The following is a 24,744-nucleotide window of genomic DNA, read 5'->3' as shown; positions in this document are numbered from 1 at the left end:
CGCCGGACGCCGGCCGGCTCATTTGCCGGTCGGCGGCTCCGTCGGCGCCTCGGCGAAGACGGCCACGCGCTTGAGGAAGACGGCGCCGCCGGCGACATCCTCCTCCATCGCCGCGCGGGCCGTCCGGCCATCCGCCCGGCGCAGCGCGGCGATCACCGCGTCGTAACGGTCGGTGTCGAGCTGGCCGCGGATGTCGGCCGCGTAATGGCGCATGAAAGGACCGATCTGCAGCCACAGCCGCTCGATCAGGTCTTCCAGCGCCGGCGCGCGCGCCGCCTTGAAGATGGCGAACTTGAACTGCTGGTTCAGGCGCAGATAGGCGTCGGCATCGTTCGCCTGGGCCGCCTCGTGCAGCTCTCCGGCGATCAGCTGGAGCGCCTCGATCTCCTCGTCGGTGATGACGCGCGCCGCCTTTTCCGTGGCAATGCCTTCCAGCAGCATGCGCAGCTCTATCAGTTCGTCGAACTGCTCGCGCGTCAGCAGCGGGATGGAGATGGTGCCGTTGGCGAGCGCCGTCACCGCCTTCTCCGCCGCCAATCGCGCGAACGCGGCACGTACCGGCATGGTGCTGACGCCGAAGGCCGATGAAATCGCGCGGACGGTCAGTTTCTGCCCGGGCTCGAAACGCGCAGCAATGATGGCGGAGCGAAGCTCGCGGTGCACGCGCTCATGGAGCGGATCCCTCTCGAGCTTTTCGAAAACTACCTGTTCGGTCATGAGATTCGAAGGGGCGCATCGCGCCTTGATGGGGGAATAGGCAACACATGCCACCTTTGTGATCACTAATCTAATCGGTTTCAAACGTGGATGCTACCCACCGGCAGCAATCGCAACAGCAAAGGTCCACCTTGCCCGTTCCGGTGGCCGGCACGGGCGCTCAGGAAGCCGCGATACCGTGGCTGCGGCCGACGAGCGCGAGAATCGTCCGGAACAATTCGCCTTCCGCCTCCTCCGCCGTGACATCGCCCTTCACGGCAGCGTCCGAAAGCGCGTCCGCGGCGCCGAGCATCGCCCAGAACGCCGCCGGCGCGATGCCGCGTGGACCCGTGAAAGGCGCGAGAAGGCCCCGGCATTTGGCGATGAAGGCCATCTGATAGGCGCGCTTGATCTTTTCGAGTTCCGCGGATCCGGCGAGCGCCGCCAGCACCCCCGGCATTTCCCGGCCCTGGGTCAGCACGCATGCGACATAGGAGCAGGCGATGACCCCGGCCGTTGCGTCGAGGCCCGGCGCACTGGCCTGAATCGCGGCGTCCATCAACGCGGCCTGGCGTGCGTCGTAGTCCTGATAGAGGGCGATCAACAGGCCGTTGCGCGTTCCGAAGTGGTCGTAGACGACGGGCTTGGTGATACCCGCCTCCTCGGCGAGCCGTCCGAGCGTCAGCGCATCCGTCCCCTCCTCCCGCACAAGCCGCCAGGCAACATGCATGAGCTGGCGCTGCCTTTCCTCGCGTGGAAGGCGGCGGCGCGGCGGGGGATCACGCTCCGGCGACGACGTTGACATAGCTATATACCAAAAGTAACTTACTAAAAGTATATAACAATCACCCTGCCACGGCAATCGGACGGAAGTTTCTCCCATGCACGCGCTCATCGTGATCTCGCATCCCCATCCGGAATCACTGACACATTCGACGGCCCGCAAGATTGCCGAAGGCATTTCCGCGTCGGGCACGGAGCATTCGTTCGAGATTGCGGATCTCAATGCCGAGGGCTTCGACCCGCGCTTCAACGCGGCCGACCTCGCGGCCCATCTGAGACAGGGACCGCCCCCCGCGGATGTCTCCCGCGAGCAGTCGCGCGTCGATCGCGCGGATGCGCTGGTCCTCGTCTATCCCGTCTATTGGTGGTCGATGCCCGGCCTGCTCAAAGGCTGGATCGACCGGGTGTTTGCCAATGGCTGGGCCTATGACGACAGCGCCTATGACGAAGGCGCCGATACCGGTCTGGTGAAAAAACTCGGTCGGCTCAAGGTCCACCTCGTCGCCATCGGCGGCGCGAGCCTGGGAACCTACACCCGGCACGGCTATCTCGGCGCCATGCGCACCCAGATCGATCACGGCATATTCGACTATTGCGGCGCACATGTTGCCGCGTCCGAATTACTCATTCCCTCCGCTACGGAACCGGCGGAGAGGCAGCTCGAAACCGCACGAGCGCTCGGACGCCATCTCTTTGCCAGGGACCGGCATCCGGACATGCCGAAGGCCATCTGAACCACGATCGCCGTCGCGATCGATCGGCCTCGAGTCCATAGAATCCGACGACCCGCCCCTCGGGCTCGCGCCGGGCGAAGACCCATATGCCGATGCGACCGGCGACTTGCGCCGGCCGATCAACGTCATGGCGGCAACGACGGACGCGGTCTCAGAGCCTGTTTCGATCAGCAAGGAATAGAGGTGGAAGGTGAAGGCCGAGAACGCCGCGGAAGAGAACGCCGGCTGGCCCATCGCTCGAAAGGCGATGCCATCCCCGCCCGCACCAGCATGCGGTAGATGAGAAGGCGAGCCGGACAGCCGATGACCTCAAGTTGGCGAGCAGCTTGTCCGAGATTCATGGAAGTACGCTAGGCCGCAGGGGATAAGCGTCAAAGTTTATTTCGACGGTTATCGAAATTTGTCAGCGCGTCTCATGTGCGGCCTGCAGGACCGAACTCCCGCTCTCGTACCATCCCTTGGACCGGTTCACGATCCAGACGACGGACAGCATCACCGGCACCTCGATCAGCACGCCCACCACCGTCGCCAGCGCGGCGCCGGACTGGAACCCGAACAGGCTGATGGCGGCAGCCACGGCCAGCTCGAAGAAATTGGAGGCGCCGATCAGCGCGGAGGGCCCCGCCACGCAGTGCTTCTCGCCGGCGAGGCGATTGAGGAGGTAGGCAAGGCCGGAGTTCAGATAGACCTGGATCAGGATCGGCACCGCCAGCAAGGCGATCACCAGCGGCTGGGCCAGGATCTGTTCGCCCTGGAAGCCGAACAGAAGCACCAGCGTGGCGAGCAGAGCCACGAGGGAGAGCGGTTGCAGGCGCGTCAGCAAGGCATCGAGGCTCGCCTGCCCTCCCCGCGCCAGCAGCGCACGGCGCACGGCCTGCGCGACCACCACCGGCACGACGATATAGAGCACCACTGACAGCACCAGCGTGTCCCATGGGACGGTGATGGCGGACAGCCCCAGCAGAAGGCCTACGATCGGCGCGAAGGCGACCACCATGATCGCGTCGTTGAGCGCCACCTGGGTCAGCGTGAAGTGCGGCTCGCCACGGGTCAGGTTCGACCAGACGAACACCATGGCCGTGCAGGGCGCGGCCGCCAGGATGATCAAACCGGCGATGTAGCTGTCGATCTGGTCGGCCGGGAGATAAGGGCGGAAGAGCCAGCCAATGAACAGCCAGCCGAGCGCGGCCATGGAGAACGGCTTCACCGCCCAGTTGATGAACAGCGTGACACCGATCCCGCGCCAATGCCGGGTGACCTCTCCCAGCGCGGCGAAGTCGATGCGAAGCAGCATCGGTACGATCATCAGCCAGATCAACACCGCCACGGGCAGATTGACCCTGGCGATCTCCATCGCGCCGATCGAATGAAACACGCCCGGCAGAACATGACCGAGAGCGATGCCCACGACGATGCAGAGGGCGACCCAGACGGTGAGGTAGCGTTCGAAGGTCGACATGCCCGCTCCTATGCCGCCGCCACGCGGCGGCCGTCGGCATCCACGACCAGCTCGCCGTCTTCCTTGCGGAACGGGCCCCGCTGCGGAGCGGGGAGGATGTCGAGTACGGCCTCTGATGGGCGGCACAGCTTCAGGCCGAGCGGCGTGATCACGATGGGCCGGTTGATGAGGATCGGGTGGGCCATCATGGCGTCGAGAAGATCGTCATCGGTGTGGCTCGGGTCATCCAGACCGAGTTCGGCAAAGGGTGTGCCCTTCTCGCGCATGATGGCGCGCACCGGCACATCCACGCGGGCGATCAGCCCCTTTAGTTCATCGCGGCTTGGCGGTGTCTTCAGGTACTCGATGATGGTTGGCTCGATACCGGCGTTGCGGATCAGGCCAAGCACGTTACGTGACGTGCCGCAGGCCGGGTTGTGATAGATCGTTACGGACGACATCCAGGTTCCCCTAGGCCACGTTCGAGCGCGGGCTGGTCGCGCCTTCGCCGCGGCCGATCTCGTGCAGCTTGGCGCCGAGCGTCATGGTATCGAGGCTGCGGATCGGCAGGGCCGTGAAGGCGGCGATGCGATTCTTGAGATAACGGAAGGCGCGCGCGAAGGCGGCCTCTTTTTCGATGTCCGTGCCGGTCACGGCGGCGGGATCGTCGATCCCCCAATGCGCCGTCATGGGCTGCCCAGGCCAGACCGGACAGGTCTCCCCGGCCGCCGTGTCGCAAACCGTGAAGACGAAATCCATCACCGGCGCATCCGGAACTCCGAATTCGCCCCAACTTTTCGACCGTAGTCCGTCAGTCGGGTAGTCAAAGCTGCGCAGCGTGGTGAGCGTCAGCGGGTGCACTATACCCTTCGGCTGGCTACCGGCGGAGAACGCTCGGAACCTTCCACCACCTTCCTTCGTCAGGATGGACTCCGCCATCAACGAGCGGGCCGAGTTTCCGGTGCAGAGGAACAGGACGTTGTAGACATGGCCGGATGACGTGAGATCAGGCATCGCTCGCCTCCCTGGCGGCATTGCTCGCTGGTGTGCAGCAGGGCTCGAGATCGGCGATCAGGGGAACGCACACCTCTGGCCTCCCGCCGCAGCAATCCTTGAGGATGAAGGCGGCGAGCTCGCGCGCGGAGGTCAGCCGTACCCGGTAGATGATTTGGCGGCTCTGCCGTTCCGCCTTGATCAGGCCGGACCGAACGAGAATGCCGAGATGGCTGGAAAGTGTGTTGTGGGGAACGTCGAGTTGCCGAGCGACCTCTCCGGCCGGCAAACCTTCCGGCTCGTGCAAGACGAGCAGCCGGAAGACGTCAAGCCGAGTGGGCTGCGACAGTGCTGCGAAGGAAGCCAGAGCTTTATCCGTGTCCATATGTCGACGATATACGACACATGGAAATAAATCAACGAGAAAGGCGATCTTGCTTCGACCGACAGCCGCAGGATCGGGCAGCCCCCAGGGAGCGCCACACCCTCATTTCCCCGTGCCCCGCCGCCGATTGTCGAGAACAATCGATGCTTTTTGAGCAGGGCTGAACCAGGACGTGATCGACCTGTATCAGCACATCCCGGACGGCACGAAGGTTGTGGTGCCGCCCGCCACTTGAGGGCTCAGGCCAGCAGCGCCGAGGCGCTCTTGAACAGCATGTAGCTGGCGACCACGAAGATCAGCGTCGCGAACACGGTGGTGAGGCGCCCGGTACGCCCGGAAAGCTGCCGGGCGAGTTTCATCCCGGCGACGCTGCCAAGCGCGCCGCCGGCGATGAAGGCGGCTGCCAGCGGCCAGTTCACGAGGCCGGACAGCGCGTAGTTGAGCGCGGTCGTGAGACCGAACGCCGTCACCGCCACCAGCGAGGTACCGACCGCATTGAGGATGGGCATGCCGGTGGAGCCGATGAGGCCGGGCACGATGAGGAAGCCGCCGCCAATGCCGAAGAAGCCGGAAAAGGCGCCGGTGCCGAGCCCGAAGCCGAGCACCTTCGGCGCCTTCGCGCGGTTGCACTCTGCACCCGGCTCGCCGGGATTGCCGCGCCCGCGCAGCATCAGAAAGCCGACAACCAGCATCAGCAGCGCGAACAGGAACAGCAGCTTCTCCCCGCCCACCAGCTTGCCGAGGCTCGAGCCGGCAAAGGCGCCGAGGATGCCGGCGGTGGCGTACATGCCACCGCAGCGCCATTTCACCGTGCCCGCGCGGGCATGCTGTAGCAGGCCGGCGGCGGCGTTGATCGCGACGGCGAAGGCACTGGTGCCGATGGCGACATGCGGATTGCGCACGCCGACGAGATAGACCATCAGCGGCACGGCGAGGATGGACCCGCCACCGCCCACCAGACCGAGGGTGAACCCCACCAGCACGCCGGCACCGGCGCCGAGGCCGTATTGCAGCGGCTCGAGCATCACGCGGCCTCTTTCGACGGGACCACCGGCTGGGGCTGGCACAGCCATTCCCGCCCCTTCAGCATGGCGTGCCAGTAGATCGGCGGCAGCATGCGGTCCTTGAGAAACCAGGCGAGCCGGGTCGGCCGGGAGCCGTCGAGAATCCAGCGCGGGAAGGTCGGCAGAAGCGCGCCGCCATAGCCGAATTCGGCCAGCACGATCTTGCCGCGCTCGACGGTGAGCGGGCAGGAGCCGTAGCCGTCATACTGGGCGGCGGGCGCCTTCCCTTCCAGTGCCGCCAGCACATTGACCGCCACGACAGGCGCCTGCTTGCGGGCGGCGGCAGCGGTCTTGGCGTTGGGTGTGTTGGTGGCGTCGCCAAGGGCGAAGACGTCCGGGTGACGCACATGGCGCAGCGTCGCCGGGTCGACCTCGATCCAGCCGCCCGCACCGGCCAGCGGGCTCGCGGCGACGACGTCGAGCGGCCTCTGCGGCGGCACGGCGTGCAGCATATCGAAGTCGCGCTCCACGCGCTCGGCGGTGCCGTCGCTTCCCTTGCGCTCGAAGGTCGCCACCCCGGCGTCGCCGTCGACGCCGACGAGGGTGGAGCCGAAATTGAGGCCGATGCCGTAGCGCTCTACATACTCCATCAGCGCCGGGACATAGGTCGGCACGCCGAACAGCACGCCGCCGGCATTGTGGAACTCGACCTCCATGCGCGGCAGCACGCCCGCCGCCCGCCAGATGTCGCAGGAGAGGTACATCGCCTTCTGCGGCGCGCCGGCGCATTTGATCGGCATGGCCGGCTGGGTGAACAGAGCCCTCCCCCCCTGCACCGTGCTGGCGAGGCGGAAGGTGTAAGGGGCGAGGTCGAAGCGGTAGTTCGAGGTGACGCCATTGCGCCCCAGCGCCTCGGCCAGGCCAGGAATGGCCTCCCAGGCGAGCCGGAGGCCCGGCGCGGCAACGAGAATGCGGTAGCGCAGGGACGAGCCATCGGCGAGTGCGATCTCCCGTGCGTCGGGCGCGAAACCGGCCGCCGCCTGCCGGATCCAGGTGACGCGGTCCGGCATCACCGCGCCCATCGGCACGCGGGTGGTCTCCGGCTGGAACACGCCGGCGCCGACCATGGTCCAGCCCGGCTGATAATAGTGGCACTCCGCCGGTTCGACGATGGCGATGTCGAGCGAAGGCCGGCGCTTGAGCAGGCTGGAGGCGGTGGCGATTCCGGCCGCGCCGCCGCCGACGATGACGACGTCATAGGTCTTCGGCGTGCCGGGGCGCGGGGCGACGGCACCGGCGGCAAGGCGGGGGCGCTGGGCGGAAAGGTCGAAGCCGGCGGCGTTCGCCAGCGTCAGGATCGCCTCCGGCGGACGAAGGCCCGCCTGCGCGAGCGCCCACAGCGTCGCCGCCCGCGTGCCGGTGCGGCAATAGCCGAGCACCGGGCCGGGGAGCCGGTCTAGCATGGTGCGCATCGTCGCCACGTCGGCATCGGCAAAGCTGCCGGGCGTCACCGGGATATGGACGAAGGCCATGCCGAGCGCCTCCGCCAGCGTGGCCATTTCCCTGGCCGGCAACTGTCCGGGCTCCTCGCCATCGGGACGGGCGCAGATGATCGCGCGAAAGCCGGCGGTGGCGGCGGCGGCAAGGTCCTGCATATCCAATGGGCCGCACACGTGAAATTCCGGCACGATCTGTTTCGGCGTCATGTGGGTTCCTCGATCTCGTTTTGGGCCGACGCGGCGGACCGGCCGGCGTTGGCGCGCCGGTCGGCGGCCGTTTCAGAGCGTGTCGAGCGGCAGCTTCAGGTAGCGTCGCCCGTTCTCTTCCGGATCGGGAAGGTGCCCCGCCCGCATGTTCACCTGCACGGAGGGGAGGATGAGCTTGGGCATGGCCAGCGTCGCGTCGCGCTTGGTGCGCATATCGACGAAGGCGTCCTCGTCCACCCCGTCGCGAGCATGGATATTGCCGGCACGTTCGGCACCGACCGTGGTTTCCCAGGCATAGCTATCGCGGCCCGGCGCCTTGTAGTCGTGGCACAGGAACAGCCGCGTCTCGTCCGGCAGCGCCAGCAGGCGGCGGATGGAATGGTAGAGCTGGCGGGCATCGCCGCCGGGAAAGTCGGCACGGGCCGTGCCGAAATCCGGCATGAACAGCGTGTCGCCGGTGAATACCACGTCGCCGATCACATAGGCCATGTCGGCCGGTGTATGGCCGGGCACATGCAGAACGATGGCGGGAATGGAGCCGAGGCTGAACGTGTCGCCATCCTCGAACAGGCGGTCGAACTCCGAACCGTCGCGGGCGAACTCGGTGCCGAAGTTGAAGATCTTCCCGAACACGTTCTGGACGGTGATGATCTCCCGCCCGATGGCGAGCTTGCCGCCGAGTTCGCGCTGGATATAGGGCGCGGCCGACAGATGGTCGGCGTGGGCATGGGTCTCCAGCAGCCAGTCGACGTTCAGACCTTCACGTCTCACGTAAGCAATGATCGCGTCCGCCGACGCCGTGGAGGTTCGCCCCGAGGCCGCGTCGAAATCCAGCACGCTGTCGACGATGGCCGCGCGACGGGTGGCGGGGTCGTGGATCACATAGCTCGCCGTATTGGTCGGTTCATCGAAGAAGGCTTCGACCGCGAGGCGGTTGCTGGCGGCACGGGCGGCCAGAACCTGGGCGGCGGCGGCTTCGAGAGGCGGGTCAATGTCGAGATGGGTGGCGGACATGGCGTTCCTCCTGTGCTGTTCAATTTCATAATTACATAAGTTGTGTAATTGTAAATGCGGATTGCACGGAAACCCGTCAAGAGGCAATCAAAGAGAATGACAGCCACCCCAGCCGCCGCTCATGATTCCTCGGTCGTTCCGCCCCGTCCGCTCCGGATCGGCGACGCCGCACCCGTGTTCAGCGCCCGCTCCACGCAGGGGCAGGTGAAGCTCTCCGATTATCGGGGGCGGTGGGTGGTGCTGTTCTCGCATCCCGCGGATTTCACCCCGGTCTGCACCAGCGAGTTCATCGCGCTGGCCCGGCTCGCACCGGAATTCGAGGCGCTCGGCGTGGGGCTGATCGGGCTGTCGGTGGACAGCCTGTTCTCGCATTTCGGCTGGTTGCGGGCGATCCACGGTGCCTTTGGCGTCGATGTGCCCTTCCCGGTGGTGGAGGACACCTCACTGGTCATCAGCCGCGCCTACGGCATGCTGGACGAGACCGCCCAGGATTCCTCCACCGTGCGGGCCAGCTATTTCATCGACCCGGAGGGCATTGTGCGGGCCATTCAGTGGTACCCGATGTCGGTCGGCCGCTCGGCGCGGGAGATGCTGCGGCTCGCCGCTGCGCTCAGGCGCGCCGAAGCGGGGGATGTGGTGACGCCCGAGGGCTGGCAGCCGGGCGATCCCGTTCTCCGCGCGCTGACCGATGAAAGCACGCTTTCTGAGGCGGATCCCGCCTGGTTCTGCCAGGTGGCGGAACGGGACTGAGCCGATGGCGCTGACACGCGAAGAGGCCGACAAGGCGGTCGAGAAGCTGCGCAGCTACACACAGGCGCAGAGGCTGATGGTTCTCTCCCATCTCCAGGCCGGCGAAATGACGGTGAGCGAGATCGACGCCGCCACCGGCATCGGACAGCCCGCGCTCAGCCAGCAGCTCGGCGAGTTGCGCCGGGCCGGCCTCGTCGCCACGCGGCGCGCCGCCAAGCAGGTCTATTACCGGCTGGCGGATGCGGGCGTGGCGCAGTGCGTGCGCAGCATCGAGGCGCAGTTCGGGAAAGGCGCTCCCGCGCTTCCCGCACCGGATCTTGCCCCGGCCGCGTTGCCTCCTCCCCGCGTACGCAATCGCAGCGCCGCGCTCTTCGCCCGCATCGTGGCGCCGGGGGAACCGTCCGCTTAAGGCTCGCTTAAGCTGCGCTTCGGATCAGCCGGGCTCGACCCGTTCGTGCCCGGAGCCTGCCCTTCATGAGTGCGCTCAGCACCCTGCCGAGAATTTGTCGTATCGTTCTCTTAGACCGCGATCCGCGAAGCCTCGCTCAACCCGCGACCGCGACGCACAATCAACCGGTCTGAGCAATGCATGGTACGAGCTGAAGCGATGACGGCCGAAGGGATTACAGCCGCCTTGATGACTCCGGGTTCGTCCCTATGGGCGACGGCCACAGATTGCGCCGCAGAGCCCGCTATCCTGTCGTGGCTTCCCGCACCAGCGCCGTATCGAGATGCGCGCGCCACAGCGTAACCAGGCCATTCCGAAGAAGCCATTCATGCGCGAAGCGGCTGCGAAACGACTTGCGCGACGCCCTGTAGGAGCCCGACACCACTCCAAGAACGATGACGCAATTATCCTGCGCGACGAACCTATCCGGAATCAGAGCGAGTTGATCCCAATCGGCCGCGACCCGGGACAGGGCCTCGACAACGCCAGCATGGCCCACATGACGACCCCCGACAGCCGGGTATCCTTCGGCTTCGAACCACTCGACCGCTGGATCGAGCCGCTCCAGGACCGCCGTAACATCGCCTCTGGCGAAGCTCTCATATAGCTGGCTTATGATAGTAGCGTTGTCCACGACGATCCTCTGACTCTGCCGGCGAAGCGGTGCTGGATGGTAACTTGGTCACGTCGATGGGGCTAGCGCAGTGCGGTCAGCGAGACCAGCGCAGGGGAATGAAGGAAATCCAGTGCAGGGCAGCGCGTACCGTGTCTTCGATACCGCCGAGGAGTATCTTCATACAGTCCGGGCGGCGCAGGTTCAGGCTGCGGTCCACGAACGCGGCACGTTCCGGGGCGAATTGGCGCGCATCGACTTCAGCCGACTATGGCTGCAACGTGGCTCGGAAAACCTGGCGCGCTCCCTGCATATTTCCATCCCCAAGGCCCGGGCGCCGATTTTCTTCCTGACCGATGCCGCTCAACCCTCGACCCGTCTCAGCGGGATAGAGGTCCAGCCCGGCGAATTGGTGTTCTGGGGACGCGAAAGCGAACAGTACCAACGCACCGACGCCGCCATCCGATGGGGAGCCATGTCCCTTGAGCCGGACGCGCTGATAAGGGCCGCCTTGGCCATTCTCGGTCACGAGATCTTCGTCCCGGCGAAAACGCTCGTCCTTCGGCCGAACGAGCATGCCATGCGCAGGCTTGTCGCGCTCCATCACTTCGCTGGAGCCCTCGCCAAATCGGCGCCGGATGTGATCGCGCACAAGGAGGTGGCCAACGCGCTGGAGCAGGCGATGGTGCACGCCATGCTGGCGGCCATCGACTGCAGTGAGGAGAAGGCCCCGGCAAGTGGACACAGGTACCGTCAGCATATCCTGGAAAGACTGGAGGCGTTCATCGCCAGGAACGCCGGCCGGCCGCTGTATCTCACGGAACTGTGCGAAAGCCTCGGCGCACCCGAACGTACCCTTCGTCGCGTGTTCACGGAACAGTTCGGCATAAGCCCGACCCGGTATCTCTGGCTTCGCCGCATGCATCTGGTCAATCGAGCCCTGCAACTTGCGGACCCGGCGTGCAGCTCCGTAACGGCGATCGCCATGGAGCATGGCTTCGCAGAACTCGGCCGGTTCGCCACGGCATATCGACAGCTCTTCGGCGAAGTGCCGTCAGCAACGCTGCGTAGGAAGCCCGACTTCGTGCCTCGGATACTGCCATCGAGCTATCTCGGCCTCATCCCCTTCGAGCTGCGGGGTCTGCCCGCTTCATCCACCGGTTCAACCCAGCCCGTTGAATCTGAACCAGACAGCGCGGAAGTTGAAGCATAGGCGTCGAGGGGGGATGACAGCGCAGCGCGCTCGTGAATCGCCCCGAGTTTTCTAGACGCCCTCAGCTTTCGCTTTGTGCTGCCGTTCGAACTCGATGGGTGACGGCATCCCGTTCCGTGCGCGCTTCCGGGTCGGGTTGTAGAACATCTCGATGGAATCGAGCACGTCCCGGCGTGCCTCGTCGCGCGTGCGGTAGACCTTGCGGCGGCCGCCTTCGCGCTTGAGCAGGTTGTCATGACAGTTGCCGCGACGGCTCATCGAGGGCTACGCAACCGCTCGGCGAGCCGGGCGAGTTCGGCGTCGTCCGGGCGCAGGCTTACCAGTCGGGGAATAAGCGTCCGGGCCCGGTCGATGTCCCCGGACTGAAGCGCCTCACTCAGTGCCAGCGTCAGCAGCGGGGCATCATTGGGCGTGCGACGGAGCGCGTCCGACACAACGGCCGCGCTCTCGGCCCGACGACCGGTCGAACTGAGCGCTACAGCGTAGACATAAGCGTAGCGCGGGTTTTCCGGGGCGAAGGCCACGGCGCGCGCCAGGTGCTCCACGGCTTCCGGATAATGTCTCTGGCGAATGAGCGCGAGCGCCAAAGCATGGTATGGCGCGGCAGCCTCCGGCTGCGCGGCGATGGCGCGGCGAAGGGTCTCCCGCGCCTCGTCCTCGCGTCCCTGGAGACGATACAATTCGGCCAGATTGATCATCAGCCCCGCATTGGCCGGCTGGAGCTTCAGCCCGGCCAGGAATTCCATCTCCGCGCCCGCCACATCGCCACGCCGCAGCAGGAAATTGCCGAGATTGGCACGCGCCTCCGCGCGATCGGCGTTGAGCCGCTGCGCCGCCTCATATTCGCGCCAGGCCGCTTCCAACTTTGTCCTGTCCGCTTCCGTGAGCGTGGATGTGGGCTGATCGGCGAGCTGGCTCGCCGCCTCGATCCGCGCGCCCGCGACGGGATCCGCGAGCAGCGGTGAAACGCGGCGCCACCGCACGTCGAGCGGCGGCCCCGCCTGTCCGCGCAGGCCCGCGATGCGCACCAGCGGATCGGGATCCGCGAGGGCCCTGGCTATGGCCTCTTCGCTGGCAATGGAGGGAAAGCCCGGCAGCTCGGAAACGGCCGTCGCCCGGACGATGGCCGGAACGGCGGCTTCGTTTGCCAGCGCGATCAGCTTCTCACGCGCGGCCGGCTCGCTGCGTCGGGCGTCGTGAAAGGCGTCCGCCCAGCTCTGGAAGCCTTTTCGCTCCGGCCCGTGCCAGCGCTCGATCGCCTCGGCCGCCCAGTCGGCGGGCTTGTCGGCATGGCAGTCATTGCAGGTGTTCGGGGTACCGAGGCGGGCGGAGACATCCGGCCGTGGAATGCGGAACGAATGATCATGCCGCTTGTCCACCACCATATAGGTCCGCGCGGGCATGTGGCAGGAGATGCAATCGGGAGCGTTGGGGCCCGGCGCGTGGCCGGTATGGGCGGCCGTGTCGAAGCGTTCGGGCAGATGGCATTGCCCACACACGGCCGGTCCCGGCGCACGCAGTTTCGCGGAATGGGGCGCGTGGCAGTCGGAACAGGTCACGCCCTTCGCATACATCAGGCTCTGCTTGAAGGAGTGATCGTTGAACACCTCGTCCCGCATCACGCCATCCGCCTCGAACAGCCCTTCGGAGAGGAGGGTGGGCAGATGGGTGTCGGTGAGCGGCCGGCCGGGATGCCAGTTCTCCGAGAGGATGCCCCGCCGGGCATGGCAGCGGGCGCAGGTTTCGACCTCGTCGCCCGCCGGCCGGGAAACACCGGCCTTCGGGCTTCCGGTCGCGGGATCGACCTCCCAGTCCGGGACGGGGCGCGAGGCGGCAACGGATGCGAACCCCCTGTGCGGGGTGGCGGCATCGCGCGCGCCCTTCGCCCAGTCGACATGCCCGCGCGCCGGTCCGTGGCAGGCCTCGCAGCCGACGCTGATCTCGGAAAAGCGGGTATCGAAACGATCCGTGGCCGCGTCATAATTCTTGCGCAGCGCGGTGGAATGGCACTCCGCGCACATGAAGTTCCAGTTCTGCTGCGCGCCCGTCCAGTGCAGCGGATCGGCGGGCGCGATCATCTGGTCCGGGTAGAGGTGGAACCAGCGCTGGCCGCCCTCGCTCGCAGGGCGGACGTCATAGGCGAAGGGCAAGGCCTGTTTGCGGCCATCGGGAAAGCTGACCAGATATTGCTGGAGAGGTTCGAGACCGAAGGTATCCGTGACTTCGAAGGCCGCTGTCTTTCCGTCCGCCCCCTCGGTCTCGACCATGTAGCGCGCGCCGTCGCGATAGAAGCGGGCGGATGATCCGCGGTGCTCGATGCGCACGCCGCCGAAGTCGCCGCGCACCGTGTCCGGCGTGGCGCGGGCCATGGCGCGCGCGTGCTGCGATGCGAGCCAGTCGCGGGTTTGTGTCGCATGACAGGTGGCGCAGGAGGCCGAGCCGACGAAGCCCTCAGGCGCGAAGGCCTGCAACGCGCCGATCTCGCCGGGGCCCAGCGCGGCCGCTTCATCGGCCGCCTGGGAACGAATGGGCAAGAGCAGGCTCGCCAGAGCGATCACGCCGGTCGTGAGAAGACCCGCCGCCAGCGCGACAGCGAAGCTCCAGCTTGGCCGTGCGAACCACATCGTCGCGCTCAGAATCGCCAGGCCGCCGCCACCGTTGGCCCGTGCATGGTCGTATTGTAGCGGAAGGAACCGCTCCCCGTCCGTTCGCCGACGTAATCCTCATACAGGTAGCGATAGCCCAGCGAGGTGGAGAAGCTGTCGGTCCACATGTAGCCCACGCCGAGATAGCCGGTGCTGGAAAGCCTCGAGCCGACGCCGAACCCGCCAATGTCGGCGATGGCGTTGACGTACCATTTCTGGTTCAGCTCCCAATGGGCGAAGACGCCGACGGTGGGGTCGATCCACCATTCACGCTGGCTTCCCGCGATGTCGACCGGCAGCGCGAAGGGATCGAAGCTCAGCGCGCCCTTGACGCTCATGTAGCGCACGCCGCCGGTGATCGCGATATCGAGGTCGGACCGACCCGTCGGCAGCATGCGGCCGATAGCGCCGGTGGCGATGGTCTGCGTGACCTCCGCGTCGAGCCGGCTGCCGCCGAACGTGCCGAGGTCGCGCGCATCGGAGAGTTTGGCGAAGACGACATCGGCAAGGAGAATCCACTCGCCATTCTGGGCGAAGAACGAGCCCATCAGGGCGCCGTTGAGATGGTTCAGCACCTCGGAGAACGGCACGTCGATGGAGCTCGTCGGCAGATTGCGCACGCCGACATCGCCGACCAGCGAGGTCGCCCAGCCATAGAGCGAGAGCTGATATTCCCAGCCCGGGGCAGGAGCCGGCAGTCCCGCCGTCTGCGACGCCGGCGCCGCCGGAGCGGGACGATCCGCCGCCTGCGCCGTAGCGCCGGATATAAGACCGGCGATGAGAGCGGCCAGAGTGCCGATCCGCCCGGCGCAGCGCCCGAGGGCCGGCCGCGCCGTCGATGCGCGTGTCTTGTCCATTCATTCCCCCCGCGGCGTTGGTCGTAAATGAAGGGGCAGCGGACAGCCCACCCGCCGCTCCCCCTTCGTCGTCCGTCGTGTCGCGGCTCAGTTGCCGGTCGGCAACGGCAGCGAGAAGCCCTGCTCCTTCAACGAGTCCTGAACGTTCTTGAAACGCTCGTAACCCGAGAGTGTGATGGGTCCGGAATAGGCCTCGCTCTGCGGCTTGCGGGGCGTGTCCGCCGTCAGCACCAATGGCACAGATTTGAGGTTGTGAATTAAGGAGGGTTGGGGCTTCGTCGTAGTGACGAAGGAACGAAGATGAAGACCCAACCCTCCTTGAAAAAATCGCCGGTAAAGGCCGGCACTCGGCAACATGGCGCCGGTCGAGTTCGCAATGAAATCCACGCTGGAAAAACAGGCCGCATGAGGCCACAAACGAAACCCAGGACTCTACCATAGACCGGAGGAGATTAGGGTCTCAGGTCAGCTCGTTAACCAAAAACACACAGCCGCCCGAATTCAACCATTGCCATGCCTTGCGGGGCTTCCAATCTCTCCACCATAGCGTTGGGCCGGTTCGCGTGGCGCATCGGTTTCCCAGCCCCCCAGCCCCCCGCGGCGTTCGTGGGCCGGCCTGACGTTATGTTCTAGGTTCAATCCCCGAATTGCCCTTTGGGCCGGCTACGTTGCCGGCCCTTTTTCTTTTCAGGCGGGGAAGGCCTCTATCAGGGCAGGGGCTGGAAGCTGGCGCCGAGTATGGCGCCGGGCTCGGCCGAGGAGCCGGACTGGATGAACACCACCACCGCGTCGGTGGGGTCGCCCGGCAGCCGGCGCAACGTTGCGTCGAAGCTCGCCTCGCTGCCGTTCCAGTCGCCCAGCTTGACCCAGCCACGCACCACATTGTGGTAGGTCATGGTGCTGCCTTCGTTCTCGCCGCGGCCGATCTCCACCTTCATGCTGCTGGCGACGGGGCACAGCCAAACCTCGCCCGCTTCGGAGCCCGGGGCGGCGCCGACCTTCACCTTGAGCCGTTCGCCCTCATGTTCGACCGTGACCGGCACGGCCGGCCGGGCGATGGCGGAAAGCGTGCGCTCCAGCGTGGCGCGGTCCGAGCCGATGGCCATGACCCGGCCGTTCACCACCGCCTGCGGGGTGAACATCTTGCCGTCGCCGCGCACGCGGGCATAGGCCTTCTGGCGCTGCGAATGGCCGTGCTTGGCCAGCGTGTCCTTCCAGCCGAGATAGTCCCAGTAATCCACCGCCAGCGTGAGGGCGATCACGTCCGGGCGCTCCGCCATCTCGCCGAGCAGCTTGTCGGCCGGCGGGCAGGCCGAGCAGCCCTGGCTGGTGAAAAGCTCGATGATCGCCTTCGGTGCGGTTACGGGCTTGGGCGGAGCCTCCTCGGCGCGGCCGGTCCCCGGCATCGTCAGCACCAGCACGGGCACGAGCAGTTGCACGAGCCGCACGAGGCCGATCCGCGTAGCCCGGTCCCGACAGGAAGGGTCGATGAGATCGGGGAGGCGGAAGGTGGAGGCTGCGGCGTGAACGGACATGTCGAGCGGGTCGTCCCTGGCACGAGCTCGGCTGGCAGGAGCTCAAACGGAGCGGTTTGACCGGCCCTGGTCGGCGCTTCCGGCATCCGACGGCGACAACCTCGTCACATGGCACGGGAACGCCGCCGATCGGGTTGGACCCGACCGGGACCGCCCTAGGCAATAGGACGGCGCGCCTGCCGGGACCAGTCACATTCGGGTGTCGCGGCGCACGGAAAGGTGATTCCCCGCGTGCTGCGGGCGATGCCCGCCGCGGCCGCCGAAAGCCGGCAGAGGACGGAAAAAGGCCGGCGAGGGGATGTCCCCGCGCCGGCCCTTGATGGCGTCACGCCGCGAGGTTGCGCAGCACGTAGGCCAGGATGCCACCGTTGCGGAAGTAGTCCAGCTCGTCCAGCGTATCGATACGGCAGGTCAGCGGGACGTTCTTCACGGAGCCGTCGCCATAGACGATCTCGGCGACCAGCGTCTGGCGCGGCTTGAGGTCGCCCTCGATGCCGCGGATGGTGACGATTTCGTCGCCCTTGATGCCGAGCGACTGCCAGGAATCATCATTCTGGAACACGAGCGGCACGATGCCCATGCCGACCAGGTTCGAGCGATGGATGCGCTCGAAGCTCTGGGCGACGACGGCGCGGATGCCGAGCAGCTTGGTGCCCTTGGCCGCCCAGTCGCGGGAGGAGCCGGTGCCGTATTCCTTGCCGGCGAACACGACGGTGGGCACGCCTTCCTGCTTGTAGAGCATGGCGGCGTCGTAGATCGGCATCTCCGCGCCGTCCGGCCAGTGCTTGGTGAAGCCGCCTTCCTTGCCGCCCAGCATCTGGTTCTTGATGCGGATATTGGCGAAGGTGCCGCGCATCATCACTTCATGGTTGCCGCGCCGCGTGCCGTACTGGTTGAAGTCGGCGGGGCGGACCTGATGGTCGCGCAGGTAGACGCCGGCGGGGCTGGCTTCCTTGATCGAGCCGGCGGGCGAGATGTGGTCGGTCGTGATCGAATCGAGGAAAAGCCCCATGACCCGCGCGTTGATGATGTCGGTCACCGGCTCGGGCTTCATCTCCATGCCCTCGAAATAGGGCGGGTTCTGCACATAGGTCGAGCGGTTGTCCCAAGCGTAGGTCTCGCCCAGCGGAACGGAGATCTTCTGCCAGTTCTCGTCGCCCTTGAACACGTCGGCGTACTTCTCCTGGAACATCTTCTTGGTGACGTTCTCGCGGATGAAGGCGGCGATCTCCTGGTTGGTCGGCCAGATGTCCTTGAGGTAGACGGGCTTTCCGTCCGCGCCCGTGCCGAGCGGCTCGGTCGTGAGGTCGACCTGCAGCGAGCCGGCGATGGCGTAGGCGACGACCAGCGGCGGGGAGGCGAGGTAGTTCGCCTTCACGTCCGGGTTCACACGGCCCTCGAAGTTGCGGTTGCCGGAAATGACGGCGCCGGCCACGAGGTCGTTCTTGTTGATGGCTTCCGAGATCGGCTCCGGCAGCGGGCCGGAATTGCCGATGCAGGTGGTGCAGCCGAAGCCGACCAGGTTGAAGCCGAGCGCGTCGAGGTCGTCCTGCAGGCCGGCGGCGTTCAGATAGCCTTCCACCACCTGCGAGCCGGGGGCCAGCGAGGTCTTCACCCAGGGCTTCGACTTCAGGCCCTTGGCGACCGCGTTGCGGGCGAGCAGGCCGGCGGCGATCAGCACGCTGGGGTTCGAGGTGTTGGTGCAGGAGGTGATGGCGGCGATGGTCACGTCGCCATGGCCGAGCGTGTAGTCGGTGCCTTCCACCGGCACGCGCCTGGCCGCCTCGCCCGCCTTCTTGAACTCGCCTTCCAGCGCCGTGAGGAAGCCGGTCTTGGTGTCGGAGAGCAGCACGCGGTCCTGCGGACGCTTCGGGCCGGCGAGCGAGGGCAGGACGGTGGAGAGGTCGAGCTCCAGCACGTCGGTGAACACCGGATCGGCGGTGCCCGCCTCGCGCCACATGCCCTGCGCCTTGGAATAGGCTTCGGCGAGGGCGATGCGGTCATCCGCGCGGCCGGTCTCGTCGAGATAGGCGATGGTTTCCGAATCGACCGGGAAGAAGCCGCAGGTGGCGCCGTATTCCGGCGCCATGTTGCCGATGGTGGCGCGATCGGCGAGGGAGAGGTGCTGGAGGCCCGAGCCGAAGAACTCGACGAACTTGCCGACCACGCCCTTCTTGCGCAGCATCTGGGTGACGGTGAGCACGAGGTCGGTGGCGGTGATGCCTTCCTTCAGCTCGCCGATGAGCTTGAAGCCGATCACCTCGGGAATGAGCATGGAGACGGGCTGGCCGAGCATGGCCGCCTCGGCCTCGATGCCGCCCACGCCCCAGCCGAGCACGCCGAGGCCATTCACCATGGTGGTGTGGCTGTCCGTGCCGACGCAGGTGTCGGGATAGGCGACGGTCGTCCCGTCCTCTTCCTTGGTCCACACGGTCTGCGCCAGATATTCGAGGTTCACCTGGTGGCAGATGCCGGTGCCGGGCGGCACGACGCGGAAATTGTCGAAGGCCGACTGGCCCCACTTCAGGAAGCGGTAGCGCTCCTGGTTCTGCTTGTACTCTTCCTCGACGTTCTTGCCGAAGGCGGCGTTGTCGCCGAAGAAGTTCACGATCACCGAATGGTCGATGACCAGATCGACCGGGACCAGCGGGTTGATCCGCTTGGGGTCGCCGCCGAGGTGCACCATCGCGTCGCGCATCGCGGCGAGGTCGACCACCGCCGGCACGCCGGTGAAGTCCTGCATCAGCACGCGGGAGGGACGGTAGGCGATCTCGCGCTCTTCCTTGCCGCGGTTCACTAGCCAGTCCTTGATCGACACGATGTCGTTCTTGGTGACGGAGCGCCCGTCCTCGAAGCGCAGGAGATTCTCGAGCAGCACCTTCATCGAGAAGGGAAGGGCGGAAACGCCGCCGAGGCCGTTCTTCTCGGCATCCGGCAGGCTGTAATAGGTGTAGGTCTTGTTTCCGACGGTGAGAACCTTACGGCATTTGAAGCTGTCGAGCGACGTCACGGCTGACTGATCCCCGCTAACGATGTGGCGCCGATGCGTGGGCCTTGGAGGGAGAGGGCCTTGCGGGCTATAGCTCGCGCGGCCTTGCGCCGAGGCGAGGACGCATCGTTCGGATTTCTATATAGAGCCATTTCAAACACCGATCCTAGTGGCCTCACGCGATGCATCGAAAAATTGTGCAACGCGATGGCTCCGGTAAGGGAAGGGAGACCATCGATGCGGCTGGTGGCTGAAGGGCTCGCCTGCCGGCGCGGCGCGCGCCAGCTGTTCGAACGCCTCGATTTCACGCTCGAGGCGGGCCGCGCGTTGATCGTCACCGGGCCGAACGGCACGGGCAAATCCTCGCTTCTAAGACTTTTGGCGGGGCTCGCCGCGCCGTCCGCCGGGAAGGTTCGCCTCGAGGGCGCGCCGGAGCCGGAGGATTTTGCCGAGGAGGTGCATTATCTCGGCCATCTCGACGCCCACAAGGCGGCGCTGAGCGCCGAGGAAAGCCTTGCCTTCTGGCGCGCCATGCTCGGCCGTCCGGCTTTTGCCGTGGACGAGGCGCTGGAGGCGGTGGGGCTCGGCGGTCTCGGCCGCCTGCCGGTCGCGGTGCTTTCCGCCGGGCAGAAACGCCGGCTGGCGCTGGCGCGCCTTCTGGTGAGCGCGCGCCCGCTCTGGCTGCTGGACGAGCCGACGACGGCGCTCGACGTGTCCGCCCAGGCCCGCTTCGGCGCGCTCGCGCGCGCGCACGCTGAAAAGGGCGGGCTCATCGTCGCGGCGACCCATGCCCCGCTCGATTTCGGCCCCTCGCAGGCGCTCGACCTCGACGCGTGGCGCCCTGCGCGGCCGGTGGCGGCATGAGTCGGAGCGACGGCGGCGGGAAGGAACGAGGCGGCATGGGCGGGGCCTTCCTCGCCCTTTTGCGGCGCGATCTGCGGCTCGCCATGCGCGCCGGCGGCGGGGCGGGGCTCGGCGTGGTGTTCTTCCTCGCGGTGGTCGTCATCACCCCCTTCGCCATCGGTCCCGACCTCGCGCTGCTGGCACGGATCGGGCCGGCGATCCTCTGGATCGGGGCGCTGCTCGCCTCGCTGATCGGCCTTGACCGGCTGTTCGCCGCCGATGCCGAGGACGGCTCGCTCGATGTCATGTCGATGCTGGCGCTTCCCATGGAACTGATCGCCGCCGCCAAGGGGCTGGCGCACTGGATCGCCACCGGCCTGCCGCTGGTGATCGCCGCGCCGGTGTTCTCGCTGCTGCTCAACCTCGAGCCGGCGTCAATCGGCGCGCTGACCCTGACGCTGCTGGTCGGCACCCCGGCGATCACCTTCCTCGGCCTCATCGGCGCGGCCTTTGCGAGCGCCTTCCGGCGCGGCGGCCTGCTGGTGGCCGTGCTGGTGATGCCGCTCACCATTCCGGTGCTGATCTTCGCCGTGGCGGCGACCGGCGCGGCGATCGGCGGCACGGTGCCGTTCGGCACGCCGTTCCGCGTTCTGGTCGGCCTGTCTCTCGCCGCGCTGGTGCTGGGGCCGATCGCGGCGGCGGCGGCGCTGCGGGTGACGCGCGACTGAGCGTCGCTCCCTCCGGAAATGCGCGACATCCCCGCGCAGGGGTGGAAAACCCCCGCCGGGCACGGTGTCCCCAGTTGGTGCAGCAATGCGCCGCAGGTCGGCAAAAGCCTTGATTTGCCGTGAGTCCCGGCGTTGTCGGCCGCTGCGAGGCCGCTACGTCATTTGACCCCCTACATCCCTCACGTCCTCGTGTTGCAGCACGCCCGGAGCCGTGTTAGGGAACCGCCGATCTCAAGGGCGGGTGAGGGAAACTCCCGCTCCGCCTTGAGTTTGAACCCTTCCAGTCCGGAAGCCGGCCCCGCCGCGGCGGGCATCGCTCCGGACAAGCCCCGAGAGAGGCACAGTGGCCGAGACCTACGTATCCGGAGTGGCAGGACGTTACGCGACGGCGCTCTTCGAGCTTGCCCGCGACGCCAATGCCGTCGATGCGGTTAAGGCGGACCTGGACAGGTTCGGCGCCCTGATCGCCGAGAGCAGCGACCTTCAGCGCCTCGTGCGCAGCCCGGTCTTCACCTCCGAGGAGCAGGAAAAGGCGGTTGCCGCCATCCTCGACAAGGTCGGGATCGGCGGTCTCGCCGGCAATTTCTTCAAGACGGTCGCGGCCAATCGCCGACTGTTCACGGTCGAGACGATCATCCGCGCCTTCGCCGCACTGGTGGCGGCCTACAAGGGTGAAGTGGTGGCCGACGTCACCGTTGCCCAGCCGCTTTCCGATGCTCACGCCGCGACGCTCAAGCAGGCGCTTGATGCGATGACCGGCAAGGACGTCAAGCTCGCCGTCGAGGTCGATCCCTCGCTGCTCGGCGGGCTCAAGGTCAAGCTTGGCTCGAAGCTCGTCGATGCCTCGCTCAAGACCAAGCTCAATTCGATCCGCACTGCGATGAAAGAGGTTCGCTGATGGATATCCGCGCCGCTGAAATTTCCGCGATCCTCAAGGAGCAGATCAAGAACTTCGGCCAGGAAGCCGAAGTCTCCGAGGTGGGTCAGGTCCTCTCCGTCGGTGACGGTATCGCCCGCGTCTACGGCCTCGACACGGTCCAGGCCGGTGAGATGGTCGAGTTCGAGAATGGCACGCGCGGCATGGCGCTGAACCTCGAAATCGACAATGTCGGCGTCGTCATCTTCGGTTCCGACCGCGAGATCAAGGAAGGCCAGACCGTCAAGCGCACCGGCGCCATCGTCGACGTTCCGGTGGGCAAGGGCCTGCTGGGTCGCGTCGTCGACGCCCTCGGCAATCCGATCGACGGCAAGGGCCCGATCGAGTTCACCGAGCGTCGCCGCGTCGACGTGAAGGCGCCGGGCATCATTCCGCGCAAGTCGGTGCACGAGCCGATGCAGACCGGCCTCAAGGCCATCGACGCGATGATCCCCGTCGGCCGCGGCCAGCGCGAGCTGATCATCGGCGACCGCCAGACCGGCAAGACCGCGATCGCGCTCGACACCATCCTGAACCAGAAGCCCATCAACCAGGGCACCGACGAGAAGGCCAAGCTCTACTGCGTCTACGTCGCGGTGGGCCAGAAGCGTTCGACCGTCGCGCAGTTCGTGAAGGTGCTCGAGGAGCAGGGCGCGCTGGAATATTCCATCGTCGTCGCCGCCACCGCCTCGGATGCTGCGCCGATGCAGTTCCTGGCGCCGTTCGCCGGTACCGCCATGGGCGAGTTCTTCCGTGACAACGGCATGCACGCGCTCATCATCCATGACGACCTGTCCAAGCAGGCCGTGGCGTACCGCCAGATGTCGCTGCTGCTGCGCCGCCCGCCGGGCCGCGAAGCCTATCCCGGCGACGTGTTCTATCTCCACTCGCGCCTGCTCGAGCGCGCCGCGAAGCTGAACGACGAGAACGGCGCCGGCTCGCTGACCGCCCTGCCGGTCATCGAGACCCAGGCTAACGACGTTTCGGCCTACATCCCGACCAACGTGATCTCGATCACCGACGGCCAGATCTTCCTCGAGTCCGATCTGTTCTTCCAGGGCATCCGCCCGGCGGTGAACGTCGGTCTCTCGGTCTCGCGCGTCGGCTCGGCCGCGCAGATCAAGGCGATGAAGCAGGTCGCGGGCAAGATCAAGGGCGAGCTCGCCCAGTACCGTGAGCTGGCCGCCTTCGCCCAGTTCGGCTCGGACCTCGACGCCTCGACGCAGAAGCTGCTGAACCGCGGCGCCCGTCTCACCGAGCTGCTGAAGCAGCCGCAGTTCTCGCCGCTGAAGGTCGAGGAGCAGGTGGTGGTGATCTACGCCGGTACCAACGGCTATCTCGACAGCCTGCCGATCTCCAAGGTCGGGGCCTTCGAGTCCGGCCTGCTGCTGTTCCTGCGTTCGAACCATGCCGACATCCTCGACACCATCCGCACCTCCAAGGAGCTTTCCAAGGAGACCACGGAGAAGCTCGTCAAGGCGCTCGACGCCTTCGCGAAGACCTTCGCCTGATCGGTCGGGTGGTACGAGGGGACGGGAGCCAAGGGTAGATGGCCAGCCTTAAGGAACTGCGCAATCGCATCGCTTCGGTGAAGGCGACGCAGAAGATCACCAAGGCGATGCAGATGGTCGCCGCCGCCAAGCTGCGGCGCGCCCAGCAGGCCGCCGAGGCTGCACGTCCTTATGCGCAGCGCATGGAGAGCGTGCTCGGCAACATCGCCAGCGCCATCTCCGGCGGGCCGGATGCGCCGCTGCTGCTGACCGGCAACGGCAAGGAGCAGACGCATCTGCTCCTCGTGCTGACCGCCGAGCGCGGCCTGTGCGGCGCCTTCAATTCGTCCATCGTCCGCCTCGCCCGCGAGCGTGCGCTCTCGCTCATGGGGCAGGGCAAGACGGTCAAGATCTTCTGCGTCGGCCGCAAGGGCTACGAGGCGCTGCGCCGCCAGTTCGAGAAGCAGATCATCGAGGTCGTCGAGCTGCGCGCGAACAAGGGCGTCACCTTCGCCGACGCCCAGGCGGTCGCCGAGAAGATCGGCACCATGTTCTCGGCCGGCGAGTTCGACGTCGCGACCCAGTTCTTCAGCAGCTTCCACTCGGTGATCTCGCAGGTCCCGACGGCGCAGCAGCTGATCCCCGCCACCTTCGAGGCTCCGGCTGCCGCCGCCGACAAGGGTGCTGCGGCGGTCTACGAATACGAGCCTGGCGAGGCCGAAATCCTTGCCGACCTGCTGCCGCGCAACCTCGCGGTGCAGATCTTCAAGGCCCTGCTCGAGAACGGCGCGTCCGAGCAGGGCGCGCGCATGAGCGCGATGGACAACGCCACCCGCAACGCGGGTGAAATGATCAAGAAGCAGACTTTGACCTACAACCGCACCCGTCAGGCGATGATCACGAAGGAACTGATCGAGATCATCTCCGGCGCCGAGGCGCTGTGAGGCAGGACCCGGAAGGACGA

Annotated in this window: 24 protein-coding genes and 1 pseudogene; 9 read left to right on the top strand and 16 right to left on the bottom strand. The window is 66.5% G+C overall.

The window, feature by feature from the left end:
- Positions 1–18: 18 nt before the first annotated feature.
- Entirely contained in the window at positions 19–717 is a 699-nt protein-coding gene (locus STARVERO_RS16975) for a GntR family transcriptional regulator (RefSeq protein WP_144343904.1), read from the bottom strand.
- 160 nt (positions 718–877) lie between these two features.
- On the bottom strand, positions 878–1,501 hold the full coding sequence (locus tag STARVERO_RS16970; protein WP_159600230.1) for a TetR/AcrR family transcriptional regulator: 624 nt from the start codon (positions 1,499–1,501) through the stop codon (positions 878–880).
- 76 nt (positions 1,502–1,577) lie between these two features.
- On the opposite strand from STARVERO_RS16970, the gene STARVERO_RS16965 reads away from it, so the two are divergent.
- Positions 1,578–2,213 (top strand): NAD(P)H-dependent oxidoreductase, encoded by a 636-nt coding sequence (locus STARVERO_RS16965; protein ID WP_159600228.1) that lies wholly within the window; start codon positions 1,578–1,580, stop codon positions 2,211–2,213.
- Between the two features lie 403 nt (positions 2,214–2,616).
- Here the strand turns inward: STARVERO_RS16965 and arsB are convergent, their stop codons facing one another.
- The 7 genes from arsB to STARVERO_RS16930 form a co-directional block, all read right to left on the bottom strand.
- Entirely contained in the window at positions 2,617–3,672 is a 1,056-nt protein-coding gene (gene arsB, locus STARVERO_RS16960; RefSeq protein ID WP_159600226.1) for an ACR3 family arsenite efflux transporter, read from the bottom strand.
- An 8-nt stretch (positions 3,673–3,680) separates the two neighbouring features.
- Complete coding sequence (gene arsC, locus STARVERO_RS16955; RefSeq protein ID WP_159600224.1) at positions 3,681–4,112, bottom strand: arsenate reductase (glutaredoxin); 432 nt, start codon at positions 4,110–4,112, stop codon at positions 3,681–3,683.
- Between the two features lie 10 nt (positions 4,113–4,122).
- On the bottom strand, positions 4,123–4,665 hold the full coding sequence (locus STARVERO_RS16950) for an arsenate reductase ArsC (protein WP_159600222.1): 543 nt from the start codon (positions 4,663–4,665) through the stop codon (positions 4,123–4,125).
- Positions 4,658–5,029 (bottom strand): ArsR/SmtB family transcription factor, encoded by a 372-nt coding sequence (locus STARVERO_RS16945; protein WP_144343898.1) that lies wholly within the window; start codon positions 5,027–5,029, stop codon positions 4,658–4,660. Before STARVERO_RS16945 ends, STARVERO_RS16950 begins: the two co-directional genes overlap by 8 nt.
- Positions 5,030–5,268: 239 nt before the next feature.
- Positions 5,269–6,054: a sulfite exporter TauE/SafE family protein gene (locus STARVERO_RS16940; RefSeq protein WP_159600220.1), complete on the bottom strand. Its 786-nt coding sequence runs from the start codon at positions 6,052–6,054 to the stop codon at positions 5,269–5,271.
- The gene (locus STARVERO_RS16935; protein ID WP_159600218.1) at positions 6,054–7,739 is read right to left on the bottom strand and encodes a bifunctional protein tyrosine phosphatase family protein/NAD(P)/FAD-dependent oxidoreductase; all 1,686 of its coding nucleotides are present in this window, start codon (positions 7,737–7,739) and stop codon (positions 6,054–6,056) included. The genes STARVERO_RS16940 and STARVERO_RS16935 overlap by 1 nt, the downstream gene beginning before the upstream one ends.
- Positions 7,740–7,811: 72 nt before the next feature.
- On the bottom strand, positions 7,812–8,753 hold the full coding sequence (locus STARVERO_RS16930; protein ID WP_159600216.1) for an MBL fold metallo-hydrolase: 942 nt from the start codon (positions 8,751–8,753) through the stop codon (positions 7,812–7,814).
- A 96-nt stretch (positions 8,754–8,849) separates the two neighbouring features.
- Between STARVERO_RS16930 and STARVERO_RS16925 the strand changes: the two genes are divergently transcribed.
- Both STARVERO_RS16925 and STARVERO_RS16920 read left to right on the top strand, forming a co-directional pair.
- Complete coding sequence (locus tag STARVERO_RS16925) at positions 8,850–9,503, top strand: peroxiredoxin (RefSeq protein ID WP_159600214.1); 654 nt, start codon at positions 8,850–8,852, stop codon at positions 9,501–9,503.
- Positions 9,504–9,507: 4 nt separating this feature from the next.
- Positions 9,508–9,912: an ArsR/SmtB family transcription factor gene (locus STARVERO_RS16920; RefSeq protein WP_144343894.1), complete on the top strand. Its 405-nt coding sequence runs from the start codon at positions 9,508–9,510 to the stop codon at positions 9,910–9,912.
- A gap of 283 nt (positions 9,913–10,195) precedes the next feature.
- Here the strand turns inward: STARVERO_RS16920 and STARVERO_RS16915 are convergent, their stop codons facing one another.
- Entirely contained in the window at positions 10,196–10,585 is a 390-nt protein-coding gene (locus STARVERO_RS16915; protein ID WP_159600212.1) for a nuclear transport factor 2 family protein, read from the bottom strand.
- A 112-nt stretch (positions 10,586–10,697) separates the two neighbouring features.
- Here STARVERO_RS16915 and STARVERO_RS16910 point away from each other — a divergent pair, with 112 nt between their 5' ends.
- Positions 10,698–11,777, top strand: coding sequence for a helix-turn-helix domain-containing protein (locus STARVERO_RS16910; RefSeq protein ID WP_159600210.1), 1,080 nt, complete (start codon positions 10,698–10,700; stop codon positions 11,775–11,777).
- Positions 11,778–11,828: 51 nt separating this feature from the next.
- Here the strand turns inward: STARVERO_RS16910 and STARVERO_RS16905 are convergent.
- From STARVERO_RS16905 to acnA, 6 genes and pseudogenes are all read right to left on the bottom strand, one after another.
- Positions 11,829–12,038: pseudogene (locus STARVERO_RS16905) on the bottom strand (IS3 family transposase); the annotation flags it as partial.
- Positions 12,032–14,401, bottom strand: a complete 2,370-nt coding sequence (locus tag STARVERO_RS16900) for a tetratricopeptide repeat protein (RefSeq protein WP_159600208.1) — start codon at positions 14,399–14,401, stop codon at positions 12,032–12,034. The pseudogene STARVERO_RS16905 and the gene STARVERO_RS16900, both read right to left, overlap by 7 nt.
- Before the next feature lie 8 nt (positions 14,402–14,409).
- A complete protein-coding gene (locus STARVERO_RS16895; protein WP_159600206.1) occupies positions 14,410–15,279 on the bottom strand; it encodes a hypothetical protein in 870 nt (289 codons plus the stop codon).
- An 87-nt stretch (positions 15,280–15,366) separates the two neighbouring features.
- On the bottom strand, positions 15,367–15,666 hold the full coding sequence (locus tag STARVERO_RS16890; RefSeq protein ID WP_159600204.1) for a hypothetical protein: 300 nt from the start codon (positions 15,664–15,666) through the stop codon (positions 15,367–15,369).
- A 320-nt stretch (positions 15,667–15,986) separates the two neighbouring features.
- Entirely contained in the window at positions 15,987–16,814 is an 828-nt protein-coding gene (locus STARVERO_RS16885) for a DUF1223 domain-containing protein (RefSeq protein ID WP_144341061.1), read from the bottom strand.
- Between the two features lie 325 nt (positions 16,815–17,139).
- Entirely contained in the window at positions 17,140–19,824 is a 2,685-nt protein-coding gene (gene acnA / locus STARVERO_RS16880) for an aconitate hydratase AcnA (protein ID WP_159600202.1), read from the bottom strand.
- Positions 19,825–20,040: 216 nt separating this feature from the next.
- Between acnA and ccmA the strand changes: the two genes are divergently transcribed.
- The 5 genes from ccmA to STARVERO_RS16855 all read left to right on the top strand — a co-directional run bounded on the left by ccmA (position 20,041) and on the right by STARVERO_RS16855 (position 24,724).
- Positions 20,041–20,667: a heme ABC exporter ATP-binding protein CcmA gene (ccmA, locus tag STARVERO_RS16875; protein ID WP_159600200.1), complete on the top strand. Its 627-nt coding sequence runs from the start codon at positions 20,041–20,043 to the stop codon at positions 20,665–20,667.
- A 35-nt stretch (positions 20,668–20,702) separates the two neighbouring features.
- Complete coding sequence (gene ccmB, locus STARVERO_RS16870; protein WP_144341058.1) at positions 20,703–21,374, top strand: heme exporter protein CcmB; 672 nt, start codon at positions 20,703–20,705, stop codon at positions 21,372–21,374.
- Positions 21,375–21,717: 343 nt separating this feature from the next.
- Positions 21,718–22,272, top strand: a complete 555-nt coding sequence (locus tag STARVERO_RS16865; RefSeq protein WP_159600198.1) for a F0F1 ATP synthase subunit delta — start codon at positions 21,718–21,720, stop codon at positions 22,270–22,272.
- Positions 22,272–23,801: a F0F1 ATP synthase subunit alpha gene (gene atpA / locus STARVERO_RS16860; RefSeq protein ID WP_144341056.1), complete on the top strand. Its 1,530-nt coding sequence runs from the start codon at positions 22,272–22,274 to the stop codon at positions 23,799–23,801. The genes STARVERO_RS16865 and atpA overlap by 1 nt, the downstream gene beginning before the upstream one ends.
- 38 nt (positions 23,802–23,839) lie before the next feature.
- Positions 23,840–24,724 (top strand): F0F1 ATP synthase subunit gamma, encoded by an 885-nt coding sequence (locus tag STARVERO_RS16855; RefSeq protein ID WP_144341055.1) that lies wholly within the window; start codon positions 23,840–23,842, stop codon positions 24,722–24,724.
- Positions 24,725–24,744: the final 20 nt, after the last annotated feature.

The organism is Starkeya nomas, from assembly GCF_902703545.1.
Classification (GTDB): Bacteria; Pseudomonadota; Alphaproteobacteria; order Rhizobiales; family Xanthobacteraceae; genus Ancylobacter; species Ancylobacter moscoviensis.
Note: the sequence above shows the minus strand (reverse complement) of the source record. Positions and strands in the feature narration are given on the sequence as shown.